This is a genomic window from Lentisalinibacter salinarum, from assembly GCF_040706555.1.
Lineage (GTDB): Bacteria > Pseudomonadota > Gammaproteobacteria > Steroidobacterales > Woeseiaceae > Lentisalinibacter > Lentisalinibacter salinarum.
In genome coordinates this window covers 149,191-174,452 of record NZ_JAPDRH010000005.1, presented here as the reverse complement: position 1 = coordinate 174,452, position 25,262 = coordinate 149,191, and the positions used below count along the sequence as shown (strand labels likewise).

The window sequence follows — 25,262 nt, the reverse complement described above, 5'->3', positions numbered from 1 at the left end:
CAACTTGCTCCGAATCAGATGGAGTCGTTTCGCCGATGAGCATCAACCAGTGCGTTGAACATCTTCTCTGACGACGACGTTTTTGATGCCCGTGGACGGCTAAGAAACACAGCCACTGCTGCGCCAATGATTGGGATCAGCCATATCGCAAGGTAATAGGCAATGCGATCTCGTCTGTTCTCGATCCGCTGAGCCACAATAAACGCTGCCCAGATCGATAGTCCTAACCAAATGAAATAGATCAGAACGCTACCCATTCCATATCCCTGATCGGCTGCAAAGGGTCGACTCCGGAAATCATACCTCAGAGCAGCCAAATGGTCGCTTTGCGGCCAGAAGCGGAAGGTCCAGAGCTTTGCAAGGACGAGTTCACTCGTTGGGCGGTGCAATTAGCGATTCAACGCGACCCGGGTCTTGTACCGCATGGTAATGGCCTCACCGTCAAAGCACGTAACTCCAATGCTGGCGGCATCGGCTGCCGGACTGAGTGAGACTTCCAGCCTAACGCGTTGACCGGCATGCGTACCGACCATGAGTACCGCTGGCTCATCGCCGGCGACAAGTTCCACGTAAGGCGCTGAAATCACCTTGCCTGATTCGATCTCGGCAACGGTCATCGAAGCACGAAAGTAACCCTCCCTTTCATCAACAGGAGCGACAGAGACGTCAACATCGGAGCATTGTTTCTGTTCAGCAGTCCCGTCCAAAGGTACGGTCACCGACTGGCGTGCGTAGCGGAATCCACCCGCGGTGGTCAACGTAGATTCTCTAATCTTGTCGTCCGTGCTTGATGCCGAAGCACTTGGGTCACTGGTACCAGTGGCTGGCTGATCCTCGGCCCAGGTCACGGATGCCGCTAAAAGAATCACAGACGACAAGAGCCTACGGAACATGGGTTACCCCTCCTGGAGTCGATGTTTAGTTGAAAAGCAGATGTAGCTTGGTTGCTCCAAGGGATGGTTTCGGGTCGGTAGCTGGAATCCTACCTCAGAACGACGCTACGGTCGCTTTGCGATCAATAGAAGACCTCTGCGATCTCACCGATTGGAAACCAAATTCGTGCCGGCTACGGTTTCGTTGAAACGGAGAAATGAATCCCATGATTCTCAGAAGGCTGGCAGAAGCTTTCCGAAAGCAAGACTATGAGGACCGCCGCGCCTTTCTTGATGACCTCCAGGGTCGGCTAGCTCCCCCGGTCAACTACGTAGACAGCCGGATAGCGTTAAGAATCAGAGGTCCCGTGGGCGGCGGTGCGGAAATCACCTGGCAGGATCTGGATATGGATTTCCGGTCACTCTGCAGGGATCGACGTTCTTCAATGCGGTATCTGTCGCAGCCAATTGCACTTGGGATGTTGTTGCGGCGCATATTCTGCTGGCCGGCGAAATGGAAGTGCTGAAGACAAGGATCGAGTCAGAGCTTTCATCTCTCCGCGCCCCCTGACGAAATTCCGAAAACTCGCCGATAGAGCCCGCCGGGCAGGTTACGAAGCTAAGCCGCTATGTGCAGCAGCCGTCACCCATCTGAACGGGCGGGCACGGCGTGTCGCCGTACGAGCAATAAACACAGCAATCCCCGTCCATCGGCCTGAGCAGAACGCCGCAGCCGTCGCATTCATAGAAGTACTGGCATGCGTCGGTCGGCATCCGCTCCCGCTTCGAGTGCCCGCATTGCGGGCAAGTGATGATCGAATAGCGTTCCACCGTCATGTTTCCGTGCCGCGTTATAGGGGCCGTCTCGCCAATGCTCGGAATTTCCAGCCCCCAGTCACTTGCCCGTGATCTGTCTTCTTGCGTCCGTCAGCCCAGAGGATAGCAGTACCCAGCCCCCAACCAGGGTCCCGCCAACGGGCCAGGGAACGCCGACCACGATCCCGGCCAGGAGTCCCTTCAGCGCTGCACGCCAAAACGTATCCTTGCCCCCGCGTCTTTGCGCCAGGAACGTGCCGGCGCCGCCGAGCAGGAAGCCGGCGACCATCACGGCGGGCGTGGCCAGCCATGCCGAGAAGACGTTCGACGAGAACAGGATCCAGTCCAGCGCCAGAATCCAGACACCCGTCGCGGGCAGGAACAAGCGCTGCCGCTGCGGATGAAAAAGCCAGCTTATGAGGCCGTAGCGCATTGTTCTCATTAGGAAATTGGTGGGCCGTGTAGGATTCGAACCTACGACCAATTGGTTAAAAGCCAACTGCTCTACCAACTGAGCTAACGGCCCGCCAGGTGGCCGGGGACCCGGCCAGGAGGCGGCATAATACCGGAAGCCGCCCCGATCAGAAAGTCGTGCCCGGAAATGGCTGCGGATCAGGCCTTTTCGGCGCCGTAGCGCGTGGGATCGGCGACGCCGGCATCCTCGAAGCCCTTGCGCCGCAGGCGGCAGGCGTCGCAGACGCCGCAGGCGCGGCCGTCGTCATCCGCCTGGTAGCAGGAGACGGTGAGCGAGTAATCCACGCCCAGTTCCATGCCGCTGCGGATGATCTCCGCCTTGCTGAGTTCGATGAGCGGCGTGTGGATGCGCACCGCCTTGCCCTCCACCGCCACCTTGGTGGCCACGTTGGCAAGTTCCTGGAAGGCCATGATGAATTCCGGCCGGCAGTCCGGGTAGCCCGAGTAGTCGACGGCGTTCACGCCGATCCAGATGCCGTCGGCCTCGATGACCTCGGCCAGCCCCAGCGCGAGCGACAGGAACACGGTGTTCCTGGCCGGCACGTAGGTGACCGGGATGCCCTCCTGGGGCGTCTCGGGCACGGCCAACGCCGGGTCGGTGAGCGCGGAGCCGCCGATGCCGCCGAAATCCACGCTCATGTTGCGGTGGGAAGCGGCGCCGAGGGTCTCGGCCAGCCGGGCTGCGGCGTCCAACTCTGCCGTGTGGCGCTGGCCGTAGAGCACGCTGAGCGCGTGGCATTCGCAGCCGGCATCCCTCGCCATGGCCAGGGTGGTTGCCGAGTCGAGTCCGCCGGAGAGGAGGACTACCGCCTTGCGCGCGCCGTCCGCCATCAGCGCCCCGGCACGTCGCCCCACAGCACCTTGTGGAGCTGAAGTTGCAGGCGCACCGGTGACCTGGCTTCGAGGATCCAGTCCGCGAGCTCGCCCGGCTCCACCTGCCCCCAGGACGGCGAGAAGAGCACGGGACAGCGCTCGGCCAGGCCGTGCATATCGACCCGCTCCAGCGCCCAGTCGAAGTCCCGCCGGTCGCAGACCACGAATTTCACCTGGTCCCGCGGCGTGAGCAGGGCCACGTTCTCCCAGAGGTTGCGCTTCGCCTCGCCCGAGCCAGGCGTCTTGATGTCCACCACGCGGGAGACGCGCTCGTCCACCTCGGCGATGTCGAGCGCCCCGCTGGTCTCGAGAGACACCGAATAGCCGGCGTCGCAGAGCGCGGTCAGCAGGCCGAGGCAGTTGGGCTGGGCCAGCGGCTCGCCGCCCGTCACGCAGACGTGGCGAGCCGGCCATTCGCCCACCCGCGCGAGGATCTCGTCGTAGCCGTGCCACTCGCCGCCGGTGAAGGCATAGGCCGTGTCGCAGTAGCGGCAGCGCAGCGGGCAGCCGGTCAGCCGCACGAAGATGGTCGGGACGCCGGCGGTCAGGCCCTCGCCCTGCAGCGAGTAGAAGATCTCGGTGAGGCGCAGGCGTCCCGCGGCGGGCAGCTCGTCTCTGCTGGTGAGTGTCGCCGCCATGGCGCTGGCGTCAGCGATTCTCCGTGTCCATCCGCTCCAGGCGCTGGATGGCGAGGCGTGCCGCGGTGGTGTCCGGGTACTCGGAGCGCACCCGCGTAAGTGCGTTGCGGGCCGCCTCCCAGCGCTGGAGTTCGTAGTTGCAGTAGCCGATCTTCAGCAGCGCGTCCGGCACCTTGCCCGAGCGCGGATACTGGGCGACCACCTTCTCGAAAGCCGGCAGGGCCTGCTTGAACTTCTGCGTGACGTAGTAGGACTCCGCCAGCCAGTACTGGGCGTTGTCTGCAAGCTCGCTGTCGGCGTAGGACTTCAGGAACTCCTGGAAGGCCGTCGCCGCCTCCTCGTAGCGGCCGTCCTTCAGCAGCTCGAACGCGGCCTGATAGTTGTCCCGGTCCGAGCCGGAGGGCATCGGCAGCTGTCCCGGCGCCAGCCGGCCCTCGCCGCCGGACGACTGCTCCAGGCGCTGGAGGCGCTGGTCCAGGTCCACGTACAGGTCCCGCTGACGGCTCGCCGTCGACTCCGCCCCGTGAGCGAGTTCCTCGATCATGCCGCGCAGCTCCGCCTGCTCGGCCTGCAGGGCATCCACCCGCGTGACCAGCTGTACCAGGCTGTCGTTCTGCACCACCCGCTCGACGGCGGCCAGTCGCCGGTCGAGCTCATTGAGTTTCAGCAGCACCGGATCCTCTTCGGGCGGCACGGTGGCGCAGGCCGAGACCAGCAGCGTGAGCGCGAGGGCGGCGGTGGCTCTGTTGAGTCGTTTCATTGGCATTCTTTCATCCGTATGGGCCCAGATCTTCCCTGTCAGTCCTGATAGACGATCTCGACCCGGCGGTTCTTCGCATAGGCCGACTCGGTGCTGCCCGGCTCCGCGGGACGCTCCTCGCCGTAGCTCACCGTGGTGATCTGCCCCGCGGAAGCCCCCTGGATCAGCAAGATACGGCGCACGGCCTGCGCGCGACGCTCGCCGAGACCGATGTTGTACTCGCGGGATCCGCGCTCGTCGGCGTGCCCTTCCAGGCGCACCTCGAGACGCGGGTTCGCTGCCAGGTTCCGCGCGTGGGCGGCCAGCAGGTCGGTGAACTGAGGCTGCACCTCGCTACGATCGAATTCGAAATAGACGACGAGATCGTCCAAGTAAGCGCGGGTCTCGTCGTCCAGCCGGTCGTCCGCGATGGCGCTGCCGGCGCGCCCGCCGGCGCTGCCGGCACCGGAACTGCTAGCGCCGGAGGCGGTGCCCGGCGGCACGTCGTCGACCGTGTCGGTGGCGGGAAGCGTGTTGGAGCGGCCGCCGCAGGCGCTGACGGCGAGCGCGAGTACGGCCACGGCCAGGATTCGGTTCATCTTCATCTCGGTTCCTCGGTTGGCAAGCGGCTCCGGTCACTCTCGTCGAGTCGGTGCCGCTGGGACATAAAAATCAATAGATTACAGGCATTAATCAGATTTTACCTAATAATTTTGCCGGAACGGCGACCAGACCGGTTCACGCACGTCGCCGCCCGTGGAGGCGAGCCGCTGCTTCACCGTGCCGTCCACGGAGACCGTGGCCAGTACGCCCCGGTCCCCCTGCCGCGTGGCATAGATCAGCGTGGCCCCGTTCGGCGCGAAATCCGGCGACTCGTCCAGCCTGCCATCGGACAACACCTGGAACAGTTCGTTCTCCAGGTCGTACACCGCGATGCGGTAGTTGCCACGGTCGTCGTGGACGACGGCGAGCTTGCTGCCGTCCGGCGATATCCTCGGGCGCGCATTATAGCGGCCCTCGAAGGTGACGCGACTGGCATTGCCGCCGTTTACGTCGACCCGGTAGATCTGCGGGCCGCCGCTGCGGTCCGACGTGAAATAGACGGACTTGCCGTCCGGCGCCCAGGCGGCCTCGGTATCGATGGCCGGGTTGGTGGTCAGCCGCCGCTTCTCGCCGCTGGCCACCGTCAGCAGCCAGATATCCGGGTTGCCGTCGGCGCCCGACAGCGTCAGCGCGATGCGCCGACCGTCCGGCGACCAGGCCGGCGCGCCGTTGATGCCCTGCTCCTGGGACAGCCGCTGGCGGTTGCCGGTCCTTAGCGTCTGCACCCACACGGCCGAACGGTTGCCCTCGAAGGAGACGTAGGCGATGCGCCGCCCGTCCGGCGACCAGGTGGGGGACATGAGAGGCTGCGCCGATTCCACGATGGTGTACTGGTTGGCGCCATCCGCATCCGAGACGATCAGGCGATAGGTGCGGTCGGTGGCATCCTCGCCCTCGGCGGTGATGTAGGCGATGCGGGTGGCGAACACGCCGGGGATGCCGGTGATCTCCTCGAAGATCATGTCGGCCGCCCGGTGCGCCGCGAGACGCAGGCCGCGCTTCGAAGCTGGCATGCGGTAACCCACCAGCTGCTCGCCGCGCAGGATGTCGAACAGCTGGAACTCGATGGTGTAGTCGTCCTCGGCCTCGCGGACCAGCCGCCCGACCACGATCAGGTCGGTGCCCACCATGCGCCAGTCGTCGAAGTCGATCTCCACGCCGCGGGTGGGCCGCGAAAGCATGTCGCGCCGCTCCAGCGGCTCGAAGCGCCCGCTGCGGGCCAGATCCGCGCCGATCACGGCCGCGACGTCCAGCGGCGCCTCGCCGGGACCGTCCCAGCCGAAGGGCACCACCGCCACGGGCACGGTCTGGCCGGCACCCTGGGTGATCTCGATGGTCAGCTCGGCCCGGGCCAGTCCGGCACAGGCCATCAGCGCGATGATAATCAGCGCTCGTTTCATTTTGTGTGCTCCAAGCGAAGGGCGTCCGCCTCCTGGCGGGCGCCATCGCCACTATTGTTCAGGTCTGAACGTGAATCGCAAGTTGCGCTCGAACAGGCTGCGGTCGGGCGGCGGCGGCAAAGGCGAGGATTTCATCACCGCCGCCTCGATGGAACGGCGCACGGTCGCATCGGCGTTGCAATCGCCGAAGCGCACGTTGACGATGTCGCGGCTCGGCAGCTGGGTCACCAGCACCTCGCATTCGATGCCCGAGCCCGCCGTCGCCGGCTTGACCCAGTTGCGCTCCACCGTCTGACGGATCACGGCGATGTACTGGTCCAGCAGCCCCGACTCCACCGCGCTGCGGCGTTCCTCCTCCGCCTGCATCACACGCTGCAGTTCCGCCTCACGCTCCGCCTGCAGGCGAGCCTCTTCCGCTTCGCGGCGCTTGCGCTCCTCTTCCTGGCGCCGGCGCTCCGCTTCTTCCTTCTGGCGCTGGATCTCGGCGAGCCTGGCCTCCTCGGCCTCGCGCTCGCGCCGGATCCGCTCCAGCCGCTCCCGCTCTTCGCGGGCGGCCTGCTCTTCCGCGGCCTTGCGGGCGGCCTCCTCGGCCAGTCGCTCCTGCTGCACCTGACGCTGGCGCTCGGCCTCGGCCGCCTGTTGCTCCGCCCGCTCGCGTTCCCGACGGGCCTCTTCCAGCCGCTCCTGCTCCTGCTCGCGCTCGCGCCGCGCGGCCTCGGCCTGTTCCCGCAGCCGCTGCTCTTCGGCCTCGCGTTCCCGGCGCTCCCGTTCCTCGGATTCCTCCAGCTCGCGCATCTGCTCCCTGATGGCCGCCTCGTCCACCACCGTGGCCTTCAGCGCCACCTGCTGGGGCGGATTGTGCGGCCGGTGAAAATCGACGCCCACGAGCAATGCTGCCAGCACGGCTGCGTGCAGCAGTAACGATACCGCCAGCGGAATCAGGTTCTCGCGCAAAATCCGGCCTGCCTCTCCTCAGTCGACGGGATTGTCGTCCAACGGATCCGTGATGAAGCCGACCTTCTCGGCGCCGCCCTGCTGCAACAGCACCATCGCATTCACCACCCGTCCGTAGGCCACGGCCTGGTCGGCCTTGACCAGCACCGGTGTCTCCGGCCGCCGCCGCAGCACGGCCGCAGTCCGGGCGATCACGGTGCGCGCATCCACGGGCGCGTCCTCGTTGTCGCCCGCGTTGAGATACAGGTTGCCCTCCCGATCGACCGAGAGCACCAGCGGGAGTTCATCCTGGGTGAGCTCCGGGTCCAGCGGCTCGGCTGCAGCCTTCGGCAGGTCCACCTCGATGCCCTGGGTGAGCAAAGGCGCCGTCACCATGAAGATGATCAGCAGCACCAGCATCACGTCGATGTAGGGCACCACGTTGATCTCGCCCATCAGGCGCCGGTTTTTCGCCATGACTACTGCCCTCCCTTGGCCGCCCGGTGCGCATGGCGCTCCAGGATGGTCAGGAACTCCTCGACAAAGGTCTCGTAGCGGCTCTCCAGCCGGCCCACCTGGTCGGCGTAGCGGTTGTAGAAGATCACCGCCGGGATGGCGGCGAACAGGCCCATGGCCGTGGCGACCAGCGCCTCGGCAATGCCGGGCGCCACCGCGGTCAGCGTGGCCGTCTGGGTGCCGGCACCCAGCGCGCTGAAGGAGTTCATGATGCCCCACACGGTGCCGAACAGGCCGACGTAGGGGCTGGTCGAGCCGATGGTGGCGAGGTTGGCCAGCCCCTGCTCGAGACGTTCCACCTCCCGGGTCTGGGTGACGCGCATGCTCCGCCGCGCGCCCTCCACCAGCTTGTCCGGCGCGATGCCCTCCTGGCCGCGCAGCCGGCGGAACTCGCGGAAGCCGGCCTCGAAGATGCCGGACATGCCCTGGGGGCTGCCGCTCTGGCGGGTGAGGTCCTGATACATCGACGAAAGATCGCCGCCGGACCAGAAGGTGGCCTCGAACTCGTCGGCGATACCCACCGCGCTCGAGATGGTGCGGCGCTTCTTGACGATGATGAACCAGGAGAAGACCGACGCGGCGACCAGCAGCGCCATGACCGCCTGGACGACGATGCTCGCCTCGAGGATGAGTTGCAGGAATGAGAAATCGGTAGTCATCCGGTGGAAACCTCCAGCAATGTCCGGGGCAGGCGGGCCGGGCGATAGGAATCGGCCGTGATGCAGGCGGCGCGGGTCATGCCGGTGCACAGCAGCTCCCCATCGAGGCTGCCGCGGCGGATCTCCTGCGTCATCTGGAAACTCGCCCGGGCTATCTCTTCGAGCTCGACGCTCACCCAGAGTTCATCGTTGAAGCGGGCCGGCACCAGGAATCGCGCGCCCGTCTCGACCACCACGAAGAGGCGGTTTTCCTCGGCGCGCAGCCGATCCTGCTCGATGCCGCGGGCACGCAGCCACTCGGTGCGGGCTCGCTCCATGTATTTGAAGTAGTTGGCGAAATATACCAGTCCCTGGGCGTCGGTATCTTCGTAATAGACCCGTACGGGCCAGTGGAACGCGCCGTCGGCGCCTGCCTTTTGGGTATCCATGGGCGCCTCCGGCGGCTAATCGAACAGCGGCAGATCGGGCGGCACCTCGGATTCTGGCGCCGGCAGGCCGAAATGAAGATAGGCGTTGCGGGTGGCCATCCGGCCCCGGGCGGTGCGCATCATGAAGCCCTGCTGGATGAGATAGGGCTCGATCACGTCCTCTATCGTGCCCCGCTCCTCGCCGATGGCCGCCGCGAGGCTCTCCACGCCAACGGGCCCGCCGTCGAACTTCTCGATGACGGTCAGGAGCAGCTTGCGGTCCATGGCGTCGAAACCGTGTGGGTCCACCTCGAGCATGTTCATGGCCGCCTGGGCCACGGCCTCGGTGACCACCCCGTCGGAACGCACCTCTGCGTAGTCGCGCACGCGGCGCAGCAGCCGGTTGGCGATGCGGGGCGTGCCGCGGGAACGCGCGGCGATCTGGCGCGCCCCGGGCGGCTCGATGGCGAGATTCAGTATCTCGGCAGAGCGTGTCGCAATCGCCTCCAGGTCGCCGGTGGTATAGAACTCCAACCGCTGGACGATGCCGAAGCGATCCCGCAGCGGTGAGGTGAGCAGCCCGGCCCGGGTGGTGGCGCCGACCAGCGTGAACGGCGGCAGGTCGAGCTTGATGGAGCGCGCCGCCGGGCCCTCGCCGATCATGATGTCCAGCTGGAAGTCCTCCAACGCCGGATACAGCACCTCCTCGACGACCGGGCTCAGGCGGTGGATCTCGTCGACGAACAGGACGTCGCGCTCCTCCAGGTTGGTGAGGATGGCGGCCAGGTCGCCGGGGCGCTCCAGCACAGGACCCGCGGTCTGGCGCAGGTTCACGCCCATCTCGTTGGCGATGATGTGGGCCAGCGTCGTCTTGCCGAGGCCGGGCGGGCCGAAGATCAGCACGTGATCGAGCGCCTCGCCGCGCTTGCGGGCGGCCTCGATGAAGATCTCCATCTGCTCCTTGACGGCGGACTGCCCCACGTAGTCCACGAGGCGCTTCGGCCGGATGGCCCGGTCGAATACGGCATCCTCGCCGCTCGCCGCGGCGGCGATGAACCGTTCCCGTTCGGTATCGCTATTTCCGGTATTCCCGCTCATCCTTTCACCGTGCCGCCTGACGCAGCGCCTGGCGGATGATCTCCTCGGCGCTCAGGTTTTCCGTGTCCACCTGGCGCAGCAGCTTCGTCACCTCCGCGGCACGGTAGCCCAGGGCCATCAGTGCCGTCGAGGCCTCGCCGCGCGCGTCTTCCGGCGGCGCCGTGCCCGGCGGCGCCCCCGCCACGCCGGCCGGGCCGACCGCAGCCACCCGGTCGCGCATCTCGATGATCAGCCGCTCGGCCGTCTTCTTGCCGATGCCCGGCACCTTCACCAGGCTGGCCGTGTCCTCGTATTCGACGCAGCGGCGGAAGCCCTCCACGCTGATCCCGGAGAGGATGGCCAGCGCCATGCGCGCGCCGACGCCGCTCACCTTCAGCAGGTTGCGGAACAGCACCCGCTCCTCCTCCGTGGCGAAGCCGTACAGCTGCTGGGCATCGTCGCGCACCAGCAGGTGGGTGAGCAGGCGCACCTCCGCGCCGGTCTCCGGCAGCTGGAAGAAGGTGGACATCGGCGTCTCCACCTCGTAGCCGACACCGCCCACGTCGAGCACGATCCACGGCGGCTGCTTCGACTCCAGCCGCCCGCGCAGGGAACCGATCACCGGCCCGCCCCCGCCACACGGGTGTTCAGCCGCCGGCTGTTCGAATGGCAGATGGCGATCGCCAGGGCGTCCGCCGCGTCGGCCTGCAGCTCGCCCTTGAGGCCCAGCAGCATGCCCACCATGCGCGCCACCTGCTCCTTGTCCGCACCGCCCAGCCCGGTCACGGCCTGCTTCACCGCCCGGGGCGCGTACTCGTAGAGGGTCACCGTGTGGGCGAAGGTGGCGCAGATCGCGGCCGAACGGGCGTGACCAAGCTTCAGTGCGCTGTCCGCGTTGCGATGGACGAACACGCGCTCGATGGCCACCTCCTGCGGCTGCCAGGTCTCCAGTACCTCGCCGATGCCGGCGTAGATCTGCGCCAGGCGGGAGGGAAAATCATCTCCATTGGTGCGGATAGCGCCGTGCTGCACCCAGGTAATGCGGTCGCCGGTCGTCTCCACCACGCCGTAGCCGGTGAGGCGGGAGCCCGGGTCGATACCCAGGATGCGCACGGGAGCGTTCATCGCCCCCGCCGCGGTGCCGTCCGGTCAGGCCGCCTCATATGCCTCGTCCGGGATTTCCGCGTTGGTGTAGACGTTCTGCACGTCGTCCAGATCCTCCAGCGCCTCCAGCAGCTTCACCATGCTGACGGCCTCCTTGCCATTCAGATCCGCGCTGGTCGAGGCGCGCATGGTCGTCTCCGCCTCCTCCGGCGGGAAACCGGCGGCCGCCATCGCGTCGCGCACGGACTCGAACTCCGCCGGGTCGGTCAGCACCTCGATGGAGTGGTCCCCGGCCACCACCACGTCCTCCGCGGCCGCATGAATGGCCGCCTCCGTGATGGCGTCCTCGTCACTGCCCGGCGGATACAGGAGCTGGCCGCAGTGGTTGAACAGATAGGCCACCGAGCCGTCCGCGCCCAGATTGCCGCCGTACTTGGAGAACGCGTGGCGCACGTCAGCCACGGTGCGGTTCCGGTTGTCCGTGAGGCAGTCGACCATCACGGCCGCGCCGCCCGGGCCGTAACCCTCGTAGCGGATCTCCTCGTAGTCGTCGCCCTCGAGGTCGCCGGAGCCGCGCTTGATGGCGCGCTCGATGTTGTCCTTCGGCATGCTCTGCGCCTTGGCCTTGTCCACGGCCAGGCGGAGACGGGGATTGGCGTCGATGTCGCCGCCGCCCATGCGGGCGGCTACGGTGATCTCCCGGATCAGCCGCGTAAAGAGCTTGCCGCGCTTTTTGTCCTGGGCCCCCTTGCGGTGCTGGATGTTGGCCCATTTGCTGTGACCGGCCATGTCAGTCTCGCTCCTCCCTCGCCCGGCTCAGAAACGGAGCTGGATGCCGACATGCAGGCCGTTGTCGATGAGCGCGTCGCCGCGGTCGTCGAAGTCGGCCTTGCTGTAGCGGGCACCCAGGTACACGTCGGCCTCGCGCAGCACGTTGTAGCTGATGCGCGCCTCGAACTCCTGGTAGCCGTCGGCGCCGCTGAAGGCCAGCACGTCGGGCGCGAAGTAGAGGTGGCCGCTCACGGAGAACCGGTTGTAGGTGGGCAGCGTGTAGGCGAGGAAGCCCCCCAGGCCCACCACGAACCCGCTCTCGTCGAGCCGGTCGGAGTTGGTATAGAAGATCTTGCCGCCCAGTCCGCCCCGCACGGGGTTGCGGCCGCCGGAAGCCAGGTCGACCAGGTGCAGGCCGAGATGACCCACGTCGCCCCGATCCTGGTGATGGAGCCAGCCGGCGTCGAACTGCAGCTTGCGCTCCGGCACCTGCCAGGCATAGGTCAGGCGGGCAGCGTCGTCGTTGACGTTGATGTCCAGGTCGGCGGCGCCGGCAGACGGCGCGGCCATGAGCAGTAATGGCGCCAGCACGAGCGGCACCCGTTTCAGCATGGAAAGCATATGGATCCTCGAAGATTGCAGGCGTAGTACCCAAACGCGACGCCCGGTCAGCGTTTATGATAACGATATTCAACACTTCAGACATCCACGATACAACGATCGGCCATGGACGCGAGCAGGGATACGCACGGCGTGAAAAGTGAAGGATCCGGCAGCCTGGCGGAAGAGCTGGGGCGGCTGTGCGCGGACGCCGGCCAGCCGGCCGCCGGCGCCCGCTGCCGCGAACTTGCCGGCCTGGTGGCCGGCCTCGGCATGGAGCCGGAGATTGTCGACGCCGCCGCCATCCACCCGGCGGTGCAGGCCGGCGTCCTGGACCTCGACGAGGTGAAACGGCGCTATCCGGGCCCCTCTGCCGCCCTGTGCGCGGACCTCGCGCAGCTCACCGACATGAGCCCGGAGCTGCACGGACAGGATCCGGCGGATTTCGCGCCGGACCAGGCGGAGGGGCTGCGACGCATGCTGCTGGCCGCCGTCCGCGACGTGCGCGTGGTGCTGGTGCGCCTCGCCGACGTCCTGCTGTCCCTCCGGGAGGCCAAGGACGCGCCGGCGGAGACCCAGCGCCGCATCGCGGCCCAGTGTCGCGACATCTACGCGCCCCTCGCCAACCGGTTGGGCATCTGGCAGCTCAAGTGGGAGCTGGAGGACCTCTCCTTCCGCTTCCTGGAGCCGGACACCTATCGGCGCATCGCCCGCCAGCTCAAGCAGCGGCGCGCGGAGCGCGAGGCCGTCATCCGCGAGATGCGGGAGCGGCTGCGCGCCGAACTCGACGCGGCGGGCATCGAGGCCGAGATATCGGGCCGGCCGAAGCACATCTACAGCATCTGGCGGAAGATGCAGCGCAAGGACACCGAGCTGGACAAGATATTCGACGTCCTTGCCGTGCGCATCTTCGTCAACGACGTGCGGGACTGCTACGCGGCCCTCGGCATCGTGCACAACCTCTGGAGCTACCTGCCCCAGGAATTCGACGATTACATCGCCAACCCGAAGAAAAACCTCTACCAGTCGCTGCACACGGCGGTGATGGGCCCTCACGGGCAGCCGCTGGAGGTGCAGATACGCACCCACGAGATGCACCGACATGCCGAGCTGGGCGTGGCTGCCCACTGGCGTTACAAGGAGGGCGGCTCCGGCGCAGGCGCCTTCGAGCAGAAGGTGCGCTGGCTGCGCCAGCTGCTCGAGCCGTCCGAGGCCGAGGCCGGCGACGATTTCGTGGAACGGCTGCGCGAGGAGATCATGGAGGACCGGGTCTACGCCTTCTCGCCCCGGGGCGACGTGGTCGACCTGCCGGCCGGCGCCACGCCGCTGGACTTCGCCTACTCGGTCCACACCCAGGTGGGGCATCGTTGCCGGGGCGCGCGAGTGAACGGGCGCATCGTCCCGCTCGGCTATCAGATCTGCAACGGCGACCAGGTGGAGATCATCACCGCCTCGAAGCCCTCCCCCAGCCGGGACTGGCTGGTGCCCCGGCTCGGCTTCCTCGCCTCGGCCCGCAACCGGGCGAAGGTACGGGCCTGGTTTCGTCGCCAGGACCGCGAGCAGAACAGGAAACAGGGCCGCGAGATCCTGGAGCGGGAGCTCTCGCGCCTGAATCTGAAGTCACTGCCGGTCGCCGACATCGCCGCCCAGCTGAAGCAGGAGAATGCGGACGCGCTGTACGTGGCCCTCGGCACGGGCGACCTCACGGCCTCCGCGGTGGCGAACGCCGCGCACCAGCTCACCGCGCAGGAACCGGAGCCGCTGCCGGTCCGGCGGCGCCGGCGGCGACCCTCGGAGGGCGGCGGCGATATCCGGGTGCGCGGCGTCGGCGATCTCATGAGCAACCTGGCCCGCTGCTGCGGCCCCGTCCCGCCGGAGCCGATCCTGGGTTACATCACGGTGGGCCGCGGGGTGAGCATCCACCGCCGCGACTGCCGCAACCTGCTGCGGCTGATGGAGCAGCAGGCCAGCCGCATCATCGAGGTGGAATGGGGCGCGGACGACGAGGCCCGCTACCCGGTCGAGCTGCGCATCGATGCCTGGAACCGGGACGGCCTGCTGCGGGACATCTCCAGTGTGCTGAGCGACGAGCACATCGGCATCATCGGCACGCGCTCGGACACCGACCGGCGCAGCCGCAAGGCCAGCATCGAGCTGAGTGTCGAGGTGCCGGACCTGGAGACGCTGAGCCGCACGCTCAGCCGGCTGGAGCGCCTGCCGAACGTGATCGCCGTGCGCCGCGACGCCTGACCGGCGCGGGAAACTCAGCGGTTGATGGCGTGTATCGCCATGCCGTCGACGGCCAGCGCGGCCTCGTGCACCGATTCGGAGAGGGTCGGATGCGCGTGCACGGTGCGCTGGATGTCCTCGGTGCTCGCCGAAAATTCCATCGCCAGCACGAGCTCGCCGATCAGCTCGCCGGCCATGGGGCCGACGATGTGCACGCCCAGCAGCTCGTCGTCATCGGAGGCTGAGACCATCTTCACCAGCCCGGCAGTCTGCTCCATGGCCTTGGCCCTGCCGTTGGCGGCGAACTGGAAGGAGCCGATCTTGTACGGGCGCCCGCTCTCCTTCACCTCGGCCTCGGTCCGGCCCACCCAGGCCACCTCGGGCGCGGTGTAGATCACCGACGGGATGGCATTGTAGTTCACCTCGGCGACCTTGCCGGCGATCAGGTCTGCCGCCATGACGCCCTCCTCCGTGGCCTTGTGCGCGAGCATCGGGCCGCGCACGCAGTCGCCGACCGCATAGACGCCGGAGACGCCCGTGCGGCACTCCTCGTCCACCTTGACGAAACCCTTCTCGTCCAGCTCCACGCCGGCGTCGTCGGCCAGCAGGCCCTCCGTGTACGGCCGGCGGCCTACGGAGACGATGACCTTGTCGAACTCCAGCCGCTGCTCTTCGCCCTTTTCCTCGAACACGAGGGTGACGCCGTTCTTGCCGGACTCCGTGCCGGTCACCTTCGTGCCCAGGCGGATTTCGAGGCCCTGCTTCTTGAACTGGCGCTGCGCGGCTTTCGCGATGTCGTGGTCCGCCATCCAGAGGAAATCCTCCATGGCTTCCAGCATCACCACCTCGGCGCCCAGCCGGCTCCAGACGCTGCCGAGCTCCAGGCCTATGACGCCGGCACCGATGACGCCGAGGCGCTTCGGCACGCTCTCGAACTCGAGCGCGCCCCAGGAGTCGACGATGGTCTCGCCGTCGAAGGGCACGGCGCCGAGCTCCACCGGCGCGGAGCCGCTGGCGAGGACGACGTGGTCGGCTTCCAGGGTCTGCGCATCGCCGCCGTCCTTCGGCGTGAACTCCACCTTGCGGCCGGCCAGCAGCTTGCCGTGGCCCACCAGGCCGGTGACCTTGTTGGACTTGAACAGCGCGCCGATGCCGCCGGTGAGCTGCTGCACGATGCCGGCCTTGCGCTTCTGCATCGCGGCGAGGTCGAGCTTGAGCTTGCCCGTGCCGATGCCGTGGGCGGCGAACTCGTGCTCCGCCCGGTGCCAGAGCTCGGAGGACTCCAGCAGCGCCTTGGACGGGATGCAGCCTGCGTTCAGGCAGGTGCCACCGAAGGCGTGGCTGCCGTCGTAGTTCTCCCACGCGTCGATGCAGGCCACGTTCATGCCGTTCTGTGCGGCGCGGATGGCCGCCGGATAGCCGCCGGGTCCACCGCCGATCACGATTACGTCGTACTTGTTACTCATTCCCTGTCCTGATTGTCTCGTGTATGGGTCCGCCGCGGCAGACGCCGGTTCAGACCTGCAGCAGCAGGCGCGCGGGATCCTCCAGCGACTGCTTGATGCTGACGAGGAACTGCACGGCCTCGCGGCCGTCGATGATGCGGTGGTCGTAGGTCAGCGCCAGGTACATCATCGGCCGGATCTCCACCTTGCCGTCCACAGCCATCGGCCGATCCTGTATTGCATGCATGCCGAGGATGGCGCTCTGCGGCGGATTGAGGATGGGCGTCGACATCATCGAGCCGAAGATGCCGCCGTTGGTGATGGTGAACGTGCCGCCGGTCAGGTCATCGATACCGATGTTGCCTTCCCGCGCCCGCTTGCCGTAGTCGTTGATGGCCTTCTCGATGTCCGCCAGGCTCATCCGGCCCGCGTCCCGCAGGACCGGCACCAGCAGGCCCCGATCGGTGGACACGGCGATGCCGATGTCCTGGTAGTCGTGGTAGATGATGTCCTTGTCTTCCACGGAGGCGTTGACCACCGGGAACTTCCGGAGCGCCTCGACCGCAGCGCGCACGAAGAACGACATGAAGCCGAGCTTCACGTCGTGCTGATCGGCGAAGCGGTCCTTGTAGCGGGAGCGCAGCTCCATGATGGCCGTCATGTCCGCCTCGTTGAACGTGGTCAGCATGGCCGCCGCCTGCTGGGCCTCCACCATACGTTCGGCGATGCGCGCCCGCAGACGGGTCATCGGCACCCGCTCCTCGGTGCGCCCGCCCGACGCCGGGTAGGCTTCGCCCTCGGCCGGCGTATCCTCCGGCGCGGTATCGTGATCCAGCGACTCCAGATGCCGCTGCACATCCGCCTTGGTGATGCGCCCGCCGCGGCCGCTCGCCTCGATGTCGTCCGGGTCGAGGTCGTGCTCCTCGATCATGCGCCGCACGGAGGGGCTGAGCTTGCGGGCGCCGCGGCCCTCCTCCTCGCCATCCTCTTCTTCCGGCTCCTCGTCGGCCGGCTTCTTGCCGCTGTCTTCGTCCTTCTTCTTCGACGCCTCGGCGCCTGCCTTCTCTTTCCTGCTCTCGTCTTCCCTGGCGGCGGCTTTGTCGCCCTTGTCGGCTTTCTCGCCTTCCCCGCCCTTGTCGGGCTCGCCCCCGCCTTCGCCTTCCTCGAGCAGCGCCAGCACCTCGCCGCTGGTGACCGTCGTGCCGTCGCCGATCTTGATCTCCTTCAGCGTGCCGTCGGCGGGCGCCGGCACCTCCAGCACGACCTTGTCGGTCTCCAGGTCCACCAGGTTTTCGTCCCGGGAGACGCGGTCACCCTCCTGCTTGTGCCAGGAGACGAGCGTGGCGTCCGAGACCGATTCGGGTAACTGGGGAACTTTGACTTCGATGCTCATTGTTCGTGGATTCCGATGGGTTTGCGTGTTGACGTTGGCGGGCTCAGTCCTCGCCGCCATTCTCCAGCCCGAGGGCGGCCGCGACCAGCGCCTCCTGCTGCTTCACGTGCAGTTTGAAGATGCCGGAGGCCGGCGCCGCTGCATGGGACCGGCCTGCATAGAACAGCGTGTGACGGGAGCGCAGCGGCTCCTGCAGACGATGGCGGATCTGGTACCACGCGCCCTGATTCTGCGGCTCCTCCTGGCACCAGACCACTTCTTCGGCCCGGGAGTATTGCTGCAGGATCTCGGCGTACTGGTCGATGGGGAACGGATAGAGCTGTTCGATGCGCACGATGGCGACGTCGTCGATCTCGTGTTCCCGGCGGGCCTGCAGCAGGTCGAAGTAAACCTTGCCGCTGCAGAACACGACCCGGTGTACCTTGTCCCGCTCGATGGCGTCCACCTCGGGTATCAGCGTCTGGAAGCGGCCCTCGCTCAGGTCGGTGAGCGGCGAGACGGAGAGCTTGTGGCGCAGCAGGCTCTTGGGCGTCATCACGATCAGCGGCTTGCGGAACGAGCGCAGCATCTGGCGGCGCAGCATGTGAAACATCTGCGCCGGCGTGGACGGCACGCAGACCTGCATGTTGTGCTCGGCGCAGAGCTGCAGGAAGCGCTCCAGGCGCGCCGAGGAGTGCTCCGGGCCCTGACCTTCGTAGCCGTGGGGCAGGAACAGGGTCAGGCCGCACAGCCGGCCCCACTTCGCCTCGCCCGAGCTGATGAACTGGTCGATGACCACCTGGGCGCCGTTGCAGAAGTCGCCGAACTGCGCCTCCCAGATGACCAGGGCGTTGGGATCGGTGGTGGAGAAGCCGTACTCGAAGCCCAGCACCGCCTCTTCGGAGAGCAGCGAATCGATGACGGTGAAGGCGCCGGGCCGATCCGCAATGTGTTTCAGCGGCACGTACTCGCGCGCGTCCGGCTGGTTATGCAGCACGGCGTGTCGATGGAAGAAGGTGCCCCGACCGCTGTCCTGGCCGGTGACCCGCACGTCGTAGCCGTCCTCGATCAGCGAGGCGTAAGCCATGGTCTCGGCGAAGCCCCAGTCCATTTCCAGCTCGCCCTGCCCCATCTTGCCGCGGTCGTCGATAATACGTTTGACCCGACTGTGCAGCTGGAAGTCGTCCGGCAGCGTGACGATGTGCTCGGCCAGCGCCTCCACGCGCTCGGTGCCGATGGCGGTGACGATCTGCTGGTCCCAGTCGGCATCACGGTATCCGGTCCAGTCCACCGTGAACTCATTGCCGATCATGCCGAGTGCCGCCTGGGGCACGGGCTGGCCCTCGTCCAGCCGGCTGCGGTAAGCATCGGTCATCTGCTTCAGTGCATCGTCGTCGACGATGCCGGCGTCCTTCAGCTGGCGGGCGTAGATCTCGCGCGTGGTCGGATGCTCGCGGATGCGGCCGTACATCACCGGCTGCGTGGCCGCCGGCTCGTCGGCCTCGTTGTGGCCGTGGCGGCGGTAGCACACCAGATCGATGACCACGTCCTTCTTGAAGTGCTGGCGATAGGCCAGGGCCAGCCGGCTGACGAACACCACGGCCTCCGGGTCGTCCGCGTTCACGTGGAAGACCGGTGCCTCGATCATCTTGGCGACGTCGCTGCAGTAGGGCGTCGAGCGCGCGTCCGCCGGGTCGCTGGTGGTGAAACCGATCTGGTTGTTCACCACGATGTGGACCGTGCCGCCGGTGCGGAAACCATTCGCCTGGGACATCTGGAAAGTCTCGGTCACGACGCCCTGACCGGCGAAGGCCGCGTCGCCGTGGATCAGCACGGGCAGGATCTCGTTGCGGTCCAGGTCGCCCCGGCGCTGCTGGCGCGCCCGCACCGAGCCCTCCACCACCGGATCGACGATCTCGAGATGCGACGGATTGAAGGCGAGCGCGATGTGGACGTTGCCGCCCGCCGTGCGAATGTCCGAGGAGAAGCCCATGTGGTACTTCACGTCGCCGGAGCCGGAGAGATTCTCCAGGTCCACCTTGCCCTCGAATTCCGAGAAAAGCTCCTCCGGGCTCTTGCCGAGAAGGTTGACCAGCACGTTGATGCGGCCACGGTGGGCCATGCCGATGACCACTTCCTTGATGCCGCCCTCGCCGCCGCGCTGGATCAGGTCGTCTAGCAGCGGGATGAGGCTCTCGCCGCCCTCCAGCGAGAAGCGCTTCTGGCCCACGTAGCGCGTGTGCAGATAGCGCTCGATGCCCTCGGCGCGGGTCAGCTGCTCCATCAGCCAGCGGCGCTGCTCCACGTCCAGGTGGTCCTCGGCCATGCCGCGCTCGAAGCGCTCGCGCAGCCACAGCCGCTCCCGCGCGCGGGAGATGTGCGCGAACTCGGCGCCGATCTTGCCGCAGTAGATCTTGCGCAACAGCGCGAGGATGTCGCGCAGCTTCATGCGCTCGTGGCCGGTGCCGGCCAGGCCACCGGTGTAGAACTCGTCGTCCAGGTCGGCGTCGCTCAGGCCCAGGAAGTCGAACTTGAGGACCGCCGGCACGTGGCGCTCCTGCAGCCCCAGCGGATCGAGATCCGCGATCTGGTGACCGCGCAGGCTGTAGACCTGGATGAGACGCGAGACGGCGGCCTGCTTCTCGCTGGCGGTTACCGCCCGGGTGCGCCCCCGTGAGACGGCCGTGCCGGCGCGCCCGTTGCCGCCGCCGGCCAGGGAGCGTTCGCGGAACGCGTCGCGGATCGGGCCATGGGGCACCTCGCCGCCGGAATCCGGCGTGATCTCGCCGAAAAAACGCCGCCAGCGCTCGGGAACGCTGTCGGGGTCATCGAGATATTGCTCGTAGAGGGCCTCCACGGCACTGGCATTGCTGCCAAAGAGCGGCGAGGACGCGTACTGCTCTTTCAGCGACTGTGACATAGCAAAAGGAACCCCGCAGGGGCCGCATGGCAGCCCGCAGCGAACAGCATACAGCGGTCAACGGTAACTAACGGTAACTACCGGAGTAGTTTAGCGGATGGGCTTCCCGCAGGGAAAGCACCGGGTTACACGGGCGGGCGAAGCGGACTAGAAGCGGACTAGACGATGCCCAGCGCCAGCAGGCCGAGATACTCGTAGCAGATCAGGCAGGCATAGCCGCAGAAAAACCCGGTAATCAGCAGCCCCACCCTGATGCGCCGGAACAGCAGCACCCGGCTGGTATAGACGAGCAGCATCAGTCCGAGGCCCGTCAGCGTCAGCTTGATGCCGACGAACCACTGGATATCCGCGTGGATGAGGACACGCATGAACGGATTCGCCTCGACCGCGCCGTGCTCGAGCAGCCTCAACGTCAGGAACGCATCCGTCGCGCTCATCGCCATCACGCCGATGCCGAGGAACAGGAGCCAGGGATGGTGCCAGTCGCTGAACGGATGCCGCCGGTCGCCGTCCCGCCTGGCCCGGCGCCGCCGCGAGCGTAAGAAGCCGTGGAGTACCGTGCGCCAGTCGAATCTTCGCCTGTCCGGCCCCCGGCGCTCCAGCGGCGCGGCGCCGCCGGTGACGGGAATGGTGACGGGAGGACTGATTCGGCGCATGGTTTCGGTTCTCCTTCCGGGCAGACTCTCGATTCGGCAATTGCACCGCAATGATGCAATAACCGGGCCGTTTCCCGATTATCGGCCTCCCACAGTGGCTTAGCCGCGAGGGGGTCGCCGTAGCGCGGCGGGTTTGTAAGAATGTCCGACGCCGCGCCAGGCGGTCAGAGGGAAACGTCACAGCAATTCACTTTTTCTAGAATGGGTTTTAATAATTTAGTTCAAATGGTGGTAAATCATGAAGAAAGTCGGGTCCGGCCTGCTGCTGGCCGGATGGCTGACACTGACGGCGGGTTGTAGCGGCATGCCGGACGGAACCATACCTGCGGCGGACCGCGCCGAAGGCGCCGGCGGCGTGTCCATCGCGTGGGAGGAGCGCGGCCGGCGCGCCGGCGCCCCCACGCTGGTGCTGATCCACGGCTGGAACTGCGACCGCCGCTACTGGGAGCCCGCGATGGCGGTGCTCGAGGACGACTATCACCTGGTCGCGGTGGACCTGGGCGGCCACGGCGAATCGGGAGGCGACCGTCAGGCCTGGACCATCGGCGGCTTCGGCGAGGACGTGGCCGCAGTCGTGCGTCGGCTCGATCTGCAGCGCGTGGTGCTGGTCGGGCACTCCATGGGCGGGCCCGTGGCCGTGGAAGCGGCGGGACGCCTGCCCGGCCGCATCGTCGGCGTGGTCGGGGTCGACACCTTCCAGGCGGTCGAGGAGACGCCGCCGGACGACCTGGACGCCCAGCTGGAACCGTTCCGCAGGGACCTCGGCAAGGCGCTGCGCATACTCGACCCCGTCTTCTTCGCGCCTTCCACCGAGCCCGAGCTCGAAGACTGGATACGGCGGGACATGGCGGCGGCTCCGGTCACTGTCTCGGTGCCGGCGCTGGAGAGCCTCGTGCGCTACGACGAATCTGCCGCCCTGACCGCGCTGGAAGTGCCGATCGGCACGATCAACGCCGACATCCGGCCCACCGATGCCGAGGCGCTGCGCCGCGCGCAACCCGGTTTCGAGCTGGTGATCGTCGAGGGAACCGGGCACTTCCTGATGATGGAGCAGCCCGAACGCTTCGCCCGGGAGCTGCGCCGCCTCATCGACAGCTGGACGGCCGTGATGGCAACGGGATCCGCCGCGACGTGAGCCTTACTCGTCGCTGGCGCGGAGCATCCAGGCGATCAGGTCGCGGCGATCCTCGGGCCGGCGCATGCCGCCGTAGCTCATGCGGTTGCCCGGCAGGAACTGCCAGGGGTTGGTGATCCAGGCGTCCATCGCGCGGGGCGTCCAGATGAAATCCGCCTGGCGCAGGGCCTCAGAATACGGGAAGTCCTCTACGGCCGCCGCCCGGCTGCCGAATATGCCGTGCAGGTTGGGCCCGGCCAGGTTGCTCCCGCCCTCCTCGATCGTGTGACAGGCCCGGCACTGCAGGTACAGACTGCGGCCGCGCTCCAGATCTGCGCCGGCATACGTCGGCTGGGCGAGATACTCGTCGGCGGACAAGACCGTCTGATCGCCCAGCTCGGCGGCGGTCACCGCCGGCTGGCGGTCGGCGCTGTCCGGCCCGGCGCCGCAGCCGGCCAGAAGCAGCAGCAGGATCGCGGGCGCAACGGTGCGGTTCCGGCTTCCCGCCCGCCTCATGCGCGCCGACCCTCCACCACCCGGCCGCCGCGGAACCACTCCATCATGGCGGCGGCATCGGTCAGCTCGCAGTAGCGCTTGCCGACGTCGGCCAGGTTGGACTGATGCGGGCCCTCGTCCACGTCGCCGGTGCAATCGGTAGGCACGAACACCCGGTAACCGTGCGAAAAGGCATCGACCACCGAGGCCCGCACGCAGCCGCTGGTGGTGCAGCCCGTGACGATCACCGAGTCGACCCGCTCCTTGTGCAGGAAAGTCGTCAGCGGCGTCTGGAAGAAGATGGACGGCGCACTCTTGGCGAAGTTGAAATCGTAGTCGGTGTCGTCCACCCGCGGATCCATCGCAGTGCAGGGATGGCCGAAGTAGAACTGGTCGTGCACGGCCTGCACCTTCCAGTGGGGCACGTCCCGGGGGCTGTCGTAGGCGGTGAAACACTTCGCGACGGGCACGCCGCATTCCCGGGCCACCCGCAGCAGCTCCGCGGTGCGGTCCACGGCGCGATCGATCATCGGCAGCCCGCCGAGGGGATACGCGTCGTCGGTGAAGGCGAGCTGGAAGTCCACCACCACCACCGCGGGGCGTTCTCCGTACTCGATGACGCCGCTGCTGTAGCCCACTTCACGGTACTTGTCGCTCATTTCGCCTCCGTTGCCGTCTTCGCCCTGCCATCATCGCCCCGCCGTCGTCGCCTTGTCGCCCTGTCGCAGGGGGGCACGCCGGATTCTAACCCGGCACCGGCGGCCGTTCAGCCGCCGCGCACCAGCCGGTACACCGTCTCTTCCATGCGCGTTACGCCGCGCTCCACGAAGCGCTGATTGTCGGCCAGCATGTCCATGCCCGCGGCCAGGACTTCCACCCCGAAACGGCCGGCCGCCAGCTCCCGGACCTCCGCCTGCGGCACGGAGAACGGCGGCCCCTCCATCTCCTCCTGGGGGTAATCCACGCCGATCAACAGTACCGGCGCGCCCGCCGGCAGCAGCACGGCCAGCCGCTCGATGTAGCGACGTCTGAGGGCTGGCGGCAGTGCCACCAGCGCCGCACGGTCGTAACAGGCATCCAGCCGGCCGGTGACGGCCGTATCCAGAGCGAAGTAGTCACCGCAGAGCACGGTGACGAGGCCATGGGACCAGATCTCGAAAGGCCCGGAGTGCCGGCGCGACGGCACGATACCGGCCCCGTCGAAGAACGCCTCGACAGCGAGCGGGCTCAGCTCATTGGCCACCACCCGGTAGCCCTGCTCCGCCAGCCACAGCAGATCCAGGGACTTGCCGGCCAGCGGCACGAACACCCGCGAGCCCGCAGGCAGGGCGAAGCCGGGCCAGAACTGGGCCAGGTGCGGATTGACGGCATCGTTGTGGAAGCCCGTCCTGCCGGCCTGCCAGCGCTCCAGCCACGCGGCCTTGTCGTGCTCGAGGTCCTGCTCGGGGTCCGTCGCCGCCCCGGTCATGCCATGACGACGATCTGGCCCACACCCGGCGGCATGTCGCCTGCGAGCGTGCGTTTATAGACCCGCTCCAGCGCCTCGTCGCCGCTGTCTTCGCGGATCTCGAGCCAGTCCCGTGAGGCCTCCAGAAAAGCCTGCCAGGCCTTGGATACCCGCTGTTCGATACCGCCGGGGCCCCAGTCCTTCATCCGTTTCTCCACCCAGGAGGGCGCGAAGAACAGGGTCGGCTTCGGGCCCGGCAGCTCGCCGCCGCCCGCCGCCTGGTCCCAGTGGGAAGCGCCGACGGAGCAGCTGTAGGCGAGCGACTCTCCGTAGTGTTCGTGGATGGACCGGCGCAGGTCGGTATTGCCGGCGAAATCGACCAGCAGGGTGCGATGCTCGCCCGGCAACTCGTGGATGGCGTCGTAGGGATGCACCGTGTCGTAGCAGCCGAGGCCGTTGACGAAGTCGAGATTGGAGGGCGAGGTCAGCCCGCGGATCTCGATGCCCGGCTTGCGGTTGCGGTGCAGGAGGAACGCGAGGCCGAACGCGGTCTTGCTGGACGCGCTCGTGAGCACCGCCTCTCTCGCACCGAAGAAGTCCGCCTCGGCGAGAAAGTCGTCCAGCAGGAACGACGTCATGAAAAGCGGCCGGTACAGCATCTGCTGCGCCTCCAGGGCCTCCCGGTAGGCCGGATCCGCGCTGGTGCGGGTGTAACGGTTGTAGACCTCCGGCAGCTCCCGGCGGTGCGCAGAGACGTCCGAGAAACCGGACTTCCCGACCCGTCCGGGCCTGACCTTCACGTGGCTCGCCATCGGGTAGTAGCCATAGAAACGCTCGCCGGGCTCGATGCCCTCGCAGCGCGAGGCCACCACGTCGGCAAACCCCCAGACCGGAACGATGCCCCAGCCCTCCTCTTCCGCCGGAAAGAAATCCCAGTAATGCATCGCTTCGCCGAACACGGCGTACGTGATGTTATTCGCCGTGAAGGCGTAGCGGTCCACCGAGAGGAGCACCTCGCCGTCGCCCACGGACGGGAAGTCCCGCTGCACCATGCGTGTTTCGTCGAGGCGGTCTTTTCTGACTTCGAATACCTTCATGAGCG

At 67.1% G+C, this 25,262-nt stretch carries 28 protein-coding genes and 1 tRNA gene; 2 read left to right on the top strand and 27 right to left on the bottom strand.

Annotated features, from left to right (window positions below; genetic code table 11):
• Window positions 1-14: 14 nt before the first annotated feature.
• From ACJMKZ_RS18640 to ACJMKZ_RS18550, 19 genes are all read right to left on the bottom strand, one after another.
• Window positions 15-257 (bottom strand): hypothetical protein, encoded by a 243-nt coding sequence (locus ACJMKZ_RS18640; protein ID WP_405234736.1) that lies wholly within the window; start codon window positions 255-257, stop codon window positions 15-17.
• A 132-nt stretch (window positions 258-389) separates the two neighbouring features.
• Entirely contained in the window at window positions 390-893 is a 504-nt protein-coding gene (locus ACJMKZ_RS18635) for a nucleotidyl cyclase domain-containing protein (RefSeq protein WP_405234735.1), read from the bottom strand.
• Window positions 894-1,499: 606 nt separating this feature from the next.
• Window positions 1,500-1,709: a GDCCVxC domain-containing (seleno)protein gene (locus tag ACJMKZ_RS18630; protein ID WP_405234734.1), complete on the bottom strand. Its 210-nt coding sequence runs from the start codon at window positions 1,707-1,709 to the stop codon at window positions 1,500-1,502.
• Between the two features lie 58 nt (window positions 1,710-1,767).
• Window positions 1,768-2,121, bottom strand: a complete 354-nt coding sequence (locus ACJMKZ_RS18625) for a phosphoribosylaminoimidazole carboxylase (RefSeq protein ID WP_405234733.1) — start codon at window positions 2,119-2,121, stop codon at window positions 1,768-1,770.
• 17 nt (window positions 2,122-2,138) lie between these two features.
• Window positions 2,139-2,214: transfer RNA gene (locus ACJMKZ_RS18620), tRNA-Lys, on the bottom strand.
• Between the two features lie 86 nt (window positions 2,215-2,300).
• Window positions 2,301-2,993, bottom strand: a complete 693-nt coding sequence (gene queC, locus ACJMKZ_RS18615; RefSeq protein WP_405234732.1) for a 7-cyano-7-deazaguanine synthase QueC — start codon at window positions 2,991-2,993, stop codon at window positions 2,301-2,303.
• On the bottom strand, window positions 2,993-3,673 hold the full coding sequence (gene queE, locus ACJMKZ_RS18610) for a 7-carboxy-7-deazaguanine synthase QueE (protein ID WP_405234731.1): 681 nt from the start codon (window positions 3,671-3,673) through the stop codon (window positions 2,993-2,995). The genes queC and queE overlap by 1 nt, the downstream gene beginning before the upstream one ends.
• Window positions 3,674-3,683: 10 nt before the next feature.
• The gene (ybgF, locus tag ACJMKZ_RS18605; protein ID WP_405234730.1) at window positions 3,684-4,433 is read right to left on the bottom strand and encodes a tol-pal system protein YbgF; all 750 of its coding nucleotides are present in this window, start codon (window positions 4,431-4,433) and stop codon (window positions 3,684-3,686) included.
• Between the two features lie 38 nt (window positions 4,434-4,471).
• Window positions 4,472-5,017, bottom strand: a complete 546-nt coding sequence (gene pal / locus ACJMKZ_RS18600; protein ID WP_405234729.1) for a peptidoglycan-associated lipoprotein Pal — start codon at window positions 5,015-5,017, stop codon at window positions 4,472-4,474.
• A gap of 99 nt (window positions 5,018-5,116) precedes the next feature.
• Window positions 5,117-6,415: a Tol-Pal system beta propeller repeat protein TolB gene (tolB, locus tag ACJMKZ_RS18595; protein ID WP_405234728.1), complete on the bottom strand. Its 1,299-nt coding sequence runs from the start codon at window positions 6,413-6,415 to the stop codon at window positions 5,117-5,119.
• A 51-nt stretch (window positions 6,416-6,466) separates the two neighbouring features.
• Window positions 6,467-7,369: a cell envelope integrity protein TolA gene (gene tolA, locus ACJMKZ_RS18590; RefSeq protein WP_405234727.1), complete on the bottom strand. Its 903-nt coding sequence runs from the start codon at window positions 7,367-7,369 to the stop codon at window positions 6,467-6,469.
• Window positions 7,370-7,387: 18 nt separating this feature from the next.
• Window positions 7,388-7,825, bottom strand: a complete 438-nt coding sequence (gene tolR, locus ACJMKZ_RS18585; RefSeq protein WP_405234726.1) for a protein TolR — start codon at window positions 7,823-7,825, stop codon at window positions 7,388-7,390.
• Between the two features lie 2 nt (window positions 7,826-7,827).
• Entirely contained in the window at window positions 7,828-8,523 is a 696-nt protein-coding gene (tolQ, locus tag ACJMKZ_RS18580) for a protein TolQ (RefSeq protein ID WP_405234725.1), read from the bottom strand.
• Complete coding sequence (gene ybgC / locus ACJMKZ_RS18575; protein ID WP_405234724.1) at window positions 8,520-8,951, bottom strand: tol-pal system-associated acyl-CoA thioesterase; 432 nt, start codon at window positions 8,949-8,951, stop codon at window positions 8,520-8,522. The genes tolQ and ybgC overlap by 4 nt, the downstream gene beginning before the upstream one ends.
• 15 nt (window positions 8,952-8,966) lie before the next feature.
• A complete protein-coding gene (gene ruvB, locus ACJMKZ_RS18570; RefSeq protein WP_405234723.1) occupies window positions 8,967-10,028 on the bottom strand; it encodes a Holliday junction branch migration DNA helicase RuvB in 1,062 nt (353 codons plus the stop codon).
• A gap of 4 nt (window positions 10,029-10,032) precedes the next feature.
• The gene (gene ruvA / locus ACJMKZ_RS18565; protein ID WP_405234722.1) at window positions 10,033-10,629 is read right to left on the bottom strand and encodes a Holliday junction branch migration protein RuvA; all 597 of its coding nucleotides are present in this window, start codon (window positions 10,627-10,629) and stop codon (window positions 10,033-10,035) included.
• A complete protein-coding gene (gene ruvC, locus ACJMKZ_RS18560; protein ID WP_405234721.1) occupies window positions 10,626-11,132 on the bottom strand; it encodes a crossover junction endodeoxyribonuclease RuvC in 507 nt (168 codons plus the stop codon). The genes ruvA and ruvC overlap by 4 nt, the downstream gene beginning before the upstream one ends.
• A 24-nt stretch (window positions 11,133-11,156) precedes the next feature.
• A complete protein-coding gene (locus ACJMKZ_RS18555; protein WP_405234720.1) occupies window positions 11,157-11,900 on the bottom strand; it encodes a YebC/PmpR family DNA-binding transcriptional regulator in 744 nt (247 codons plus the stop codon).
• A gap of 27 nt (window positions 11,901-11,927) precedes the next feature.
• Window positions 11,928-12,503 carry a YfaZ family outer membrane protein gene (locus tag ACJMKZ_RS18550; protein ID WP_405234719.1) on the bottom strand — a complete coding sequence of 192 codons (576 nt, stop codon included), beginning with the start codon at window positions 12,501-12,503 and terminating at the stop codon, window positions 11,928-11,930.
• Between the two features lie 132 nt (window positions 12,504-12,635).
• Here ACJMKZ_RS18550 and ACJMKZ_RS18545 point away from each other — a divergent pair, with 132 nt between their 5' ends.
• On the top strand, window positions 12,636-14,732 hold the full coding sequence (locus ACJMKZ_RS18545; protein ID WP_405234718.1) for a RelA/SpoT family protein: 2,097 nt from the start codon (window positions 12,636-12,638) through the stop codon (window positions 14,730-14,732).
• A 14-nt stretch (window positions 14,733-14,746) separates the two neighbouring features.
• Here ACJMKZ_RS18545 and lpdA read toward each other — a convergent pair whose 3' ends face one another.
• The 4 genes from lpdA to ACJMKZ_RS18525 form a co-directional block, all read right to left on the bottom strand.
• A complete protein-coding gene (gene lpdA / locus ACJMKZ_RS18540; protein WP_405234717.1) occupies window positions 14,747-16,177 on the bottom strand; it encodes a dihydrolipoyl dehydrogenase in 1,431 nt (476 codons plus the stop codon).
• Between the two features lie 49 nt (window positions 16,178-16,226).
• A complete protein-coding gene (gene odhB / locus ACJMKZ_RS18535) occupies window positions 16,227-17,549 on the bottom strand; it encodes a 2-oxoglutarate dehydrogenase complex dihydrolipoyllysine-residue succinyltransferase (protein WP_405234716.1) in 1,323 nt (440 codons plus the stop codon).
• 43 nt (window positions 17,550-17,592) lie between these two features.
• A complete protein-coding gene (locus ACJMKZ_RS18530) occupies window positions 17,593-20,448 on the bottom strand; it encodes a 2-oxoglutarate dehydrogenase E1 component (protein ID WP_405234715.1) in 2,856 nt (951 codons plus the stop codon).
• A gap of 158 nt (window positions 20,449-20,606) precedes the next feature.
• Window positions 20,607-21,104: a DUF5658 family protein gene (locus ACJMKZ_RS18525; protein WP_405234714.1), complete on the bottom strand. Its 498-nt coding sequence runs from the start codon at window positions 21,102-21,104 to the stop codon at window positions 20,607-20,609.
• A gap of 238 nt (window positions 21,105-21,342) precedes the next feature.
• Between ACJMKZ_RS18525 and ACJMKZ_RS18520 the strand changes: the two genes are divergently transcribed.
• Complete coding sequence (locus ACJMKZ_RS18520) at window positions 21,343-22,239, top strand: alpha/beta fold hydrolase (RefSeq protein ID WP_405234713.1); 897 nt, start codon at window positions 21,343-21,345, stop codon at window positions 22,237-22,239.
• Window positions 22,240-22,242: 3 nt separating this feature from the next.
• Here ACJMKZ_RS18520 and ACJMKZ_RS18515 read toward each other — a convergent pair whose 3' ends face one another.
• The 4 genes from ACJMKZ_RS18515 to ACJMKZ_RS18500 form a co-directional block, all read right to left on the bottom strand.
• Window positions 22,243-22,734: a c-type cytochrome gene (locus ACJMKZ_RS18515; RefSeq protein ID WP_405234712.1), complete on the bottom strand. Its 492-nt coding sequence runs from the start codon at window positions 22,732-22,734 to the stop codon at window positions 22,243-22,245.
• Window positions 22,731-23,372, bottom strand: coding sequence for an isochorismatase family protein (locus tag ACJMKZ_RS18510; RefSeq protein ID WP_405234711.1), 642 nt, complete (start codon window positions 23,370-23,372; stop codon window positions 22,731-22,733). Before ACJMKZ_RS18510 ends, ACJMKZ_RS18515 begins: the two co-directional genes overlap by 4 nt.
• A gap of 107 nt (window positions 23,373-23,479) precedes the next feature.
• Entirely contained in the window at window positions 23,480-24,181 is a 702-nt protein-coding gene (locus tag ACJMKZ_RS18505; RefSeq protein ID WP_405234710.1) for a thiopurine S-methyltransferase, read from the bottom strand.
• Window positions 24,178-25,257 carry a DUF2855 family protein gene (locus ACJMKZ_RS18500; protein WP_405234709.1) on the bottom strand — a complete coding sequence of 360 codons (1,080 nt, stop codon included), beginning with the start codon at window positions 25,255-25,257 and terminating at the stop codon, window positions 24,178-24,180. Before ACJMKZ_RS18500 ends, ACJMKZ_RS18505 begins: the two co-directional genes overlap by 4 nt.
• Window positions 25,258-25,262 lie beyond the last annotated feature (5 nt).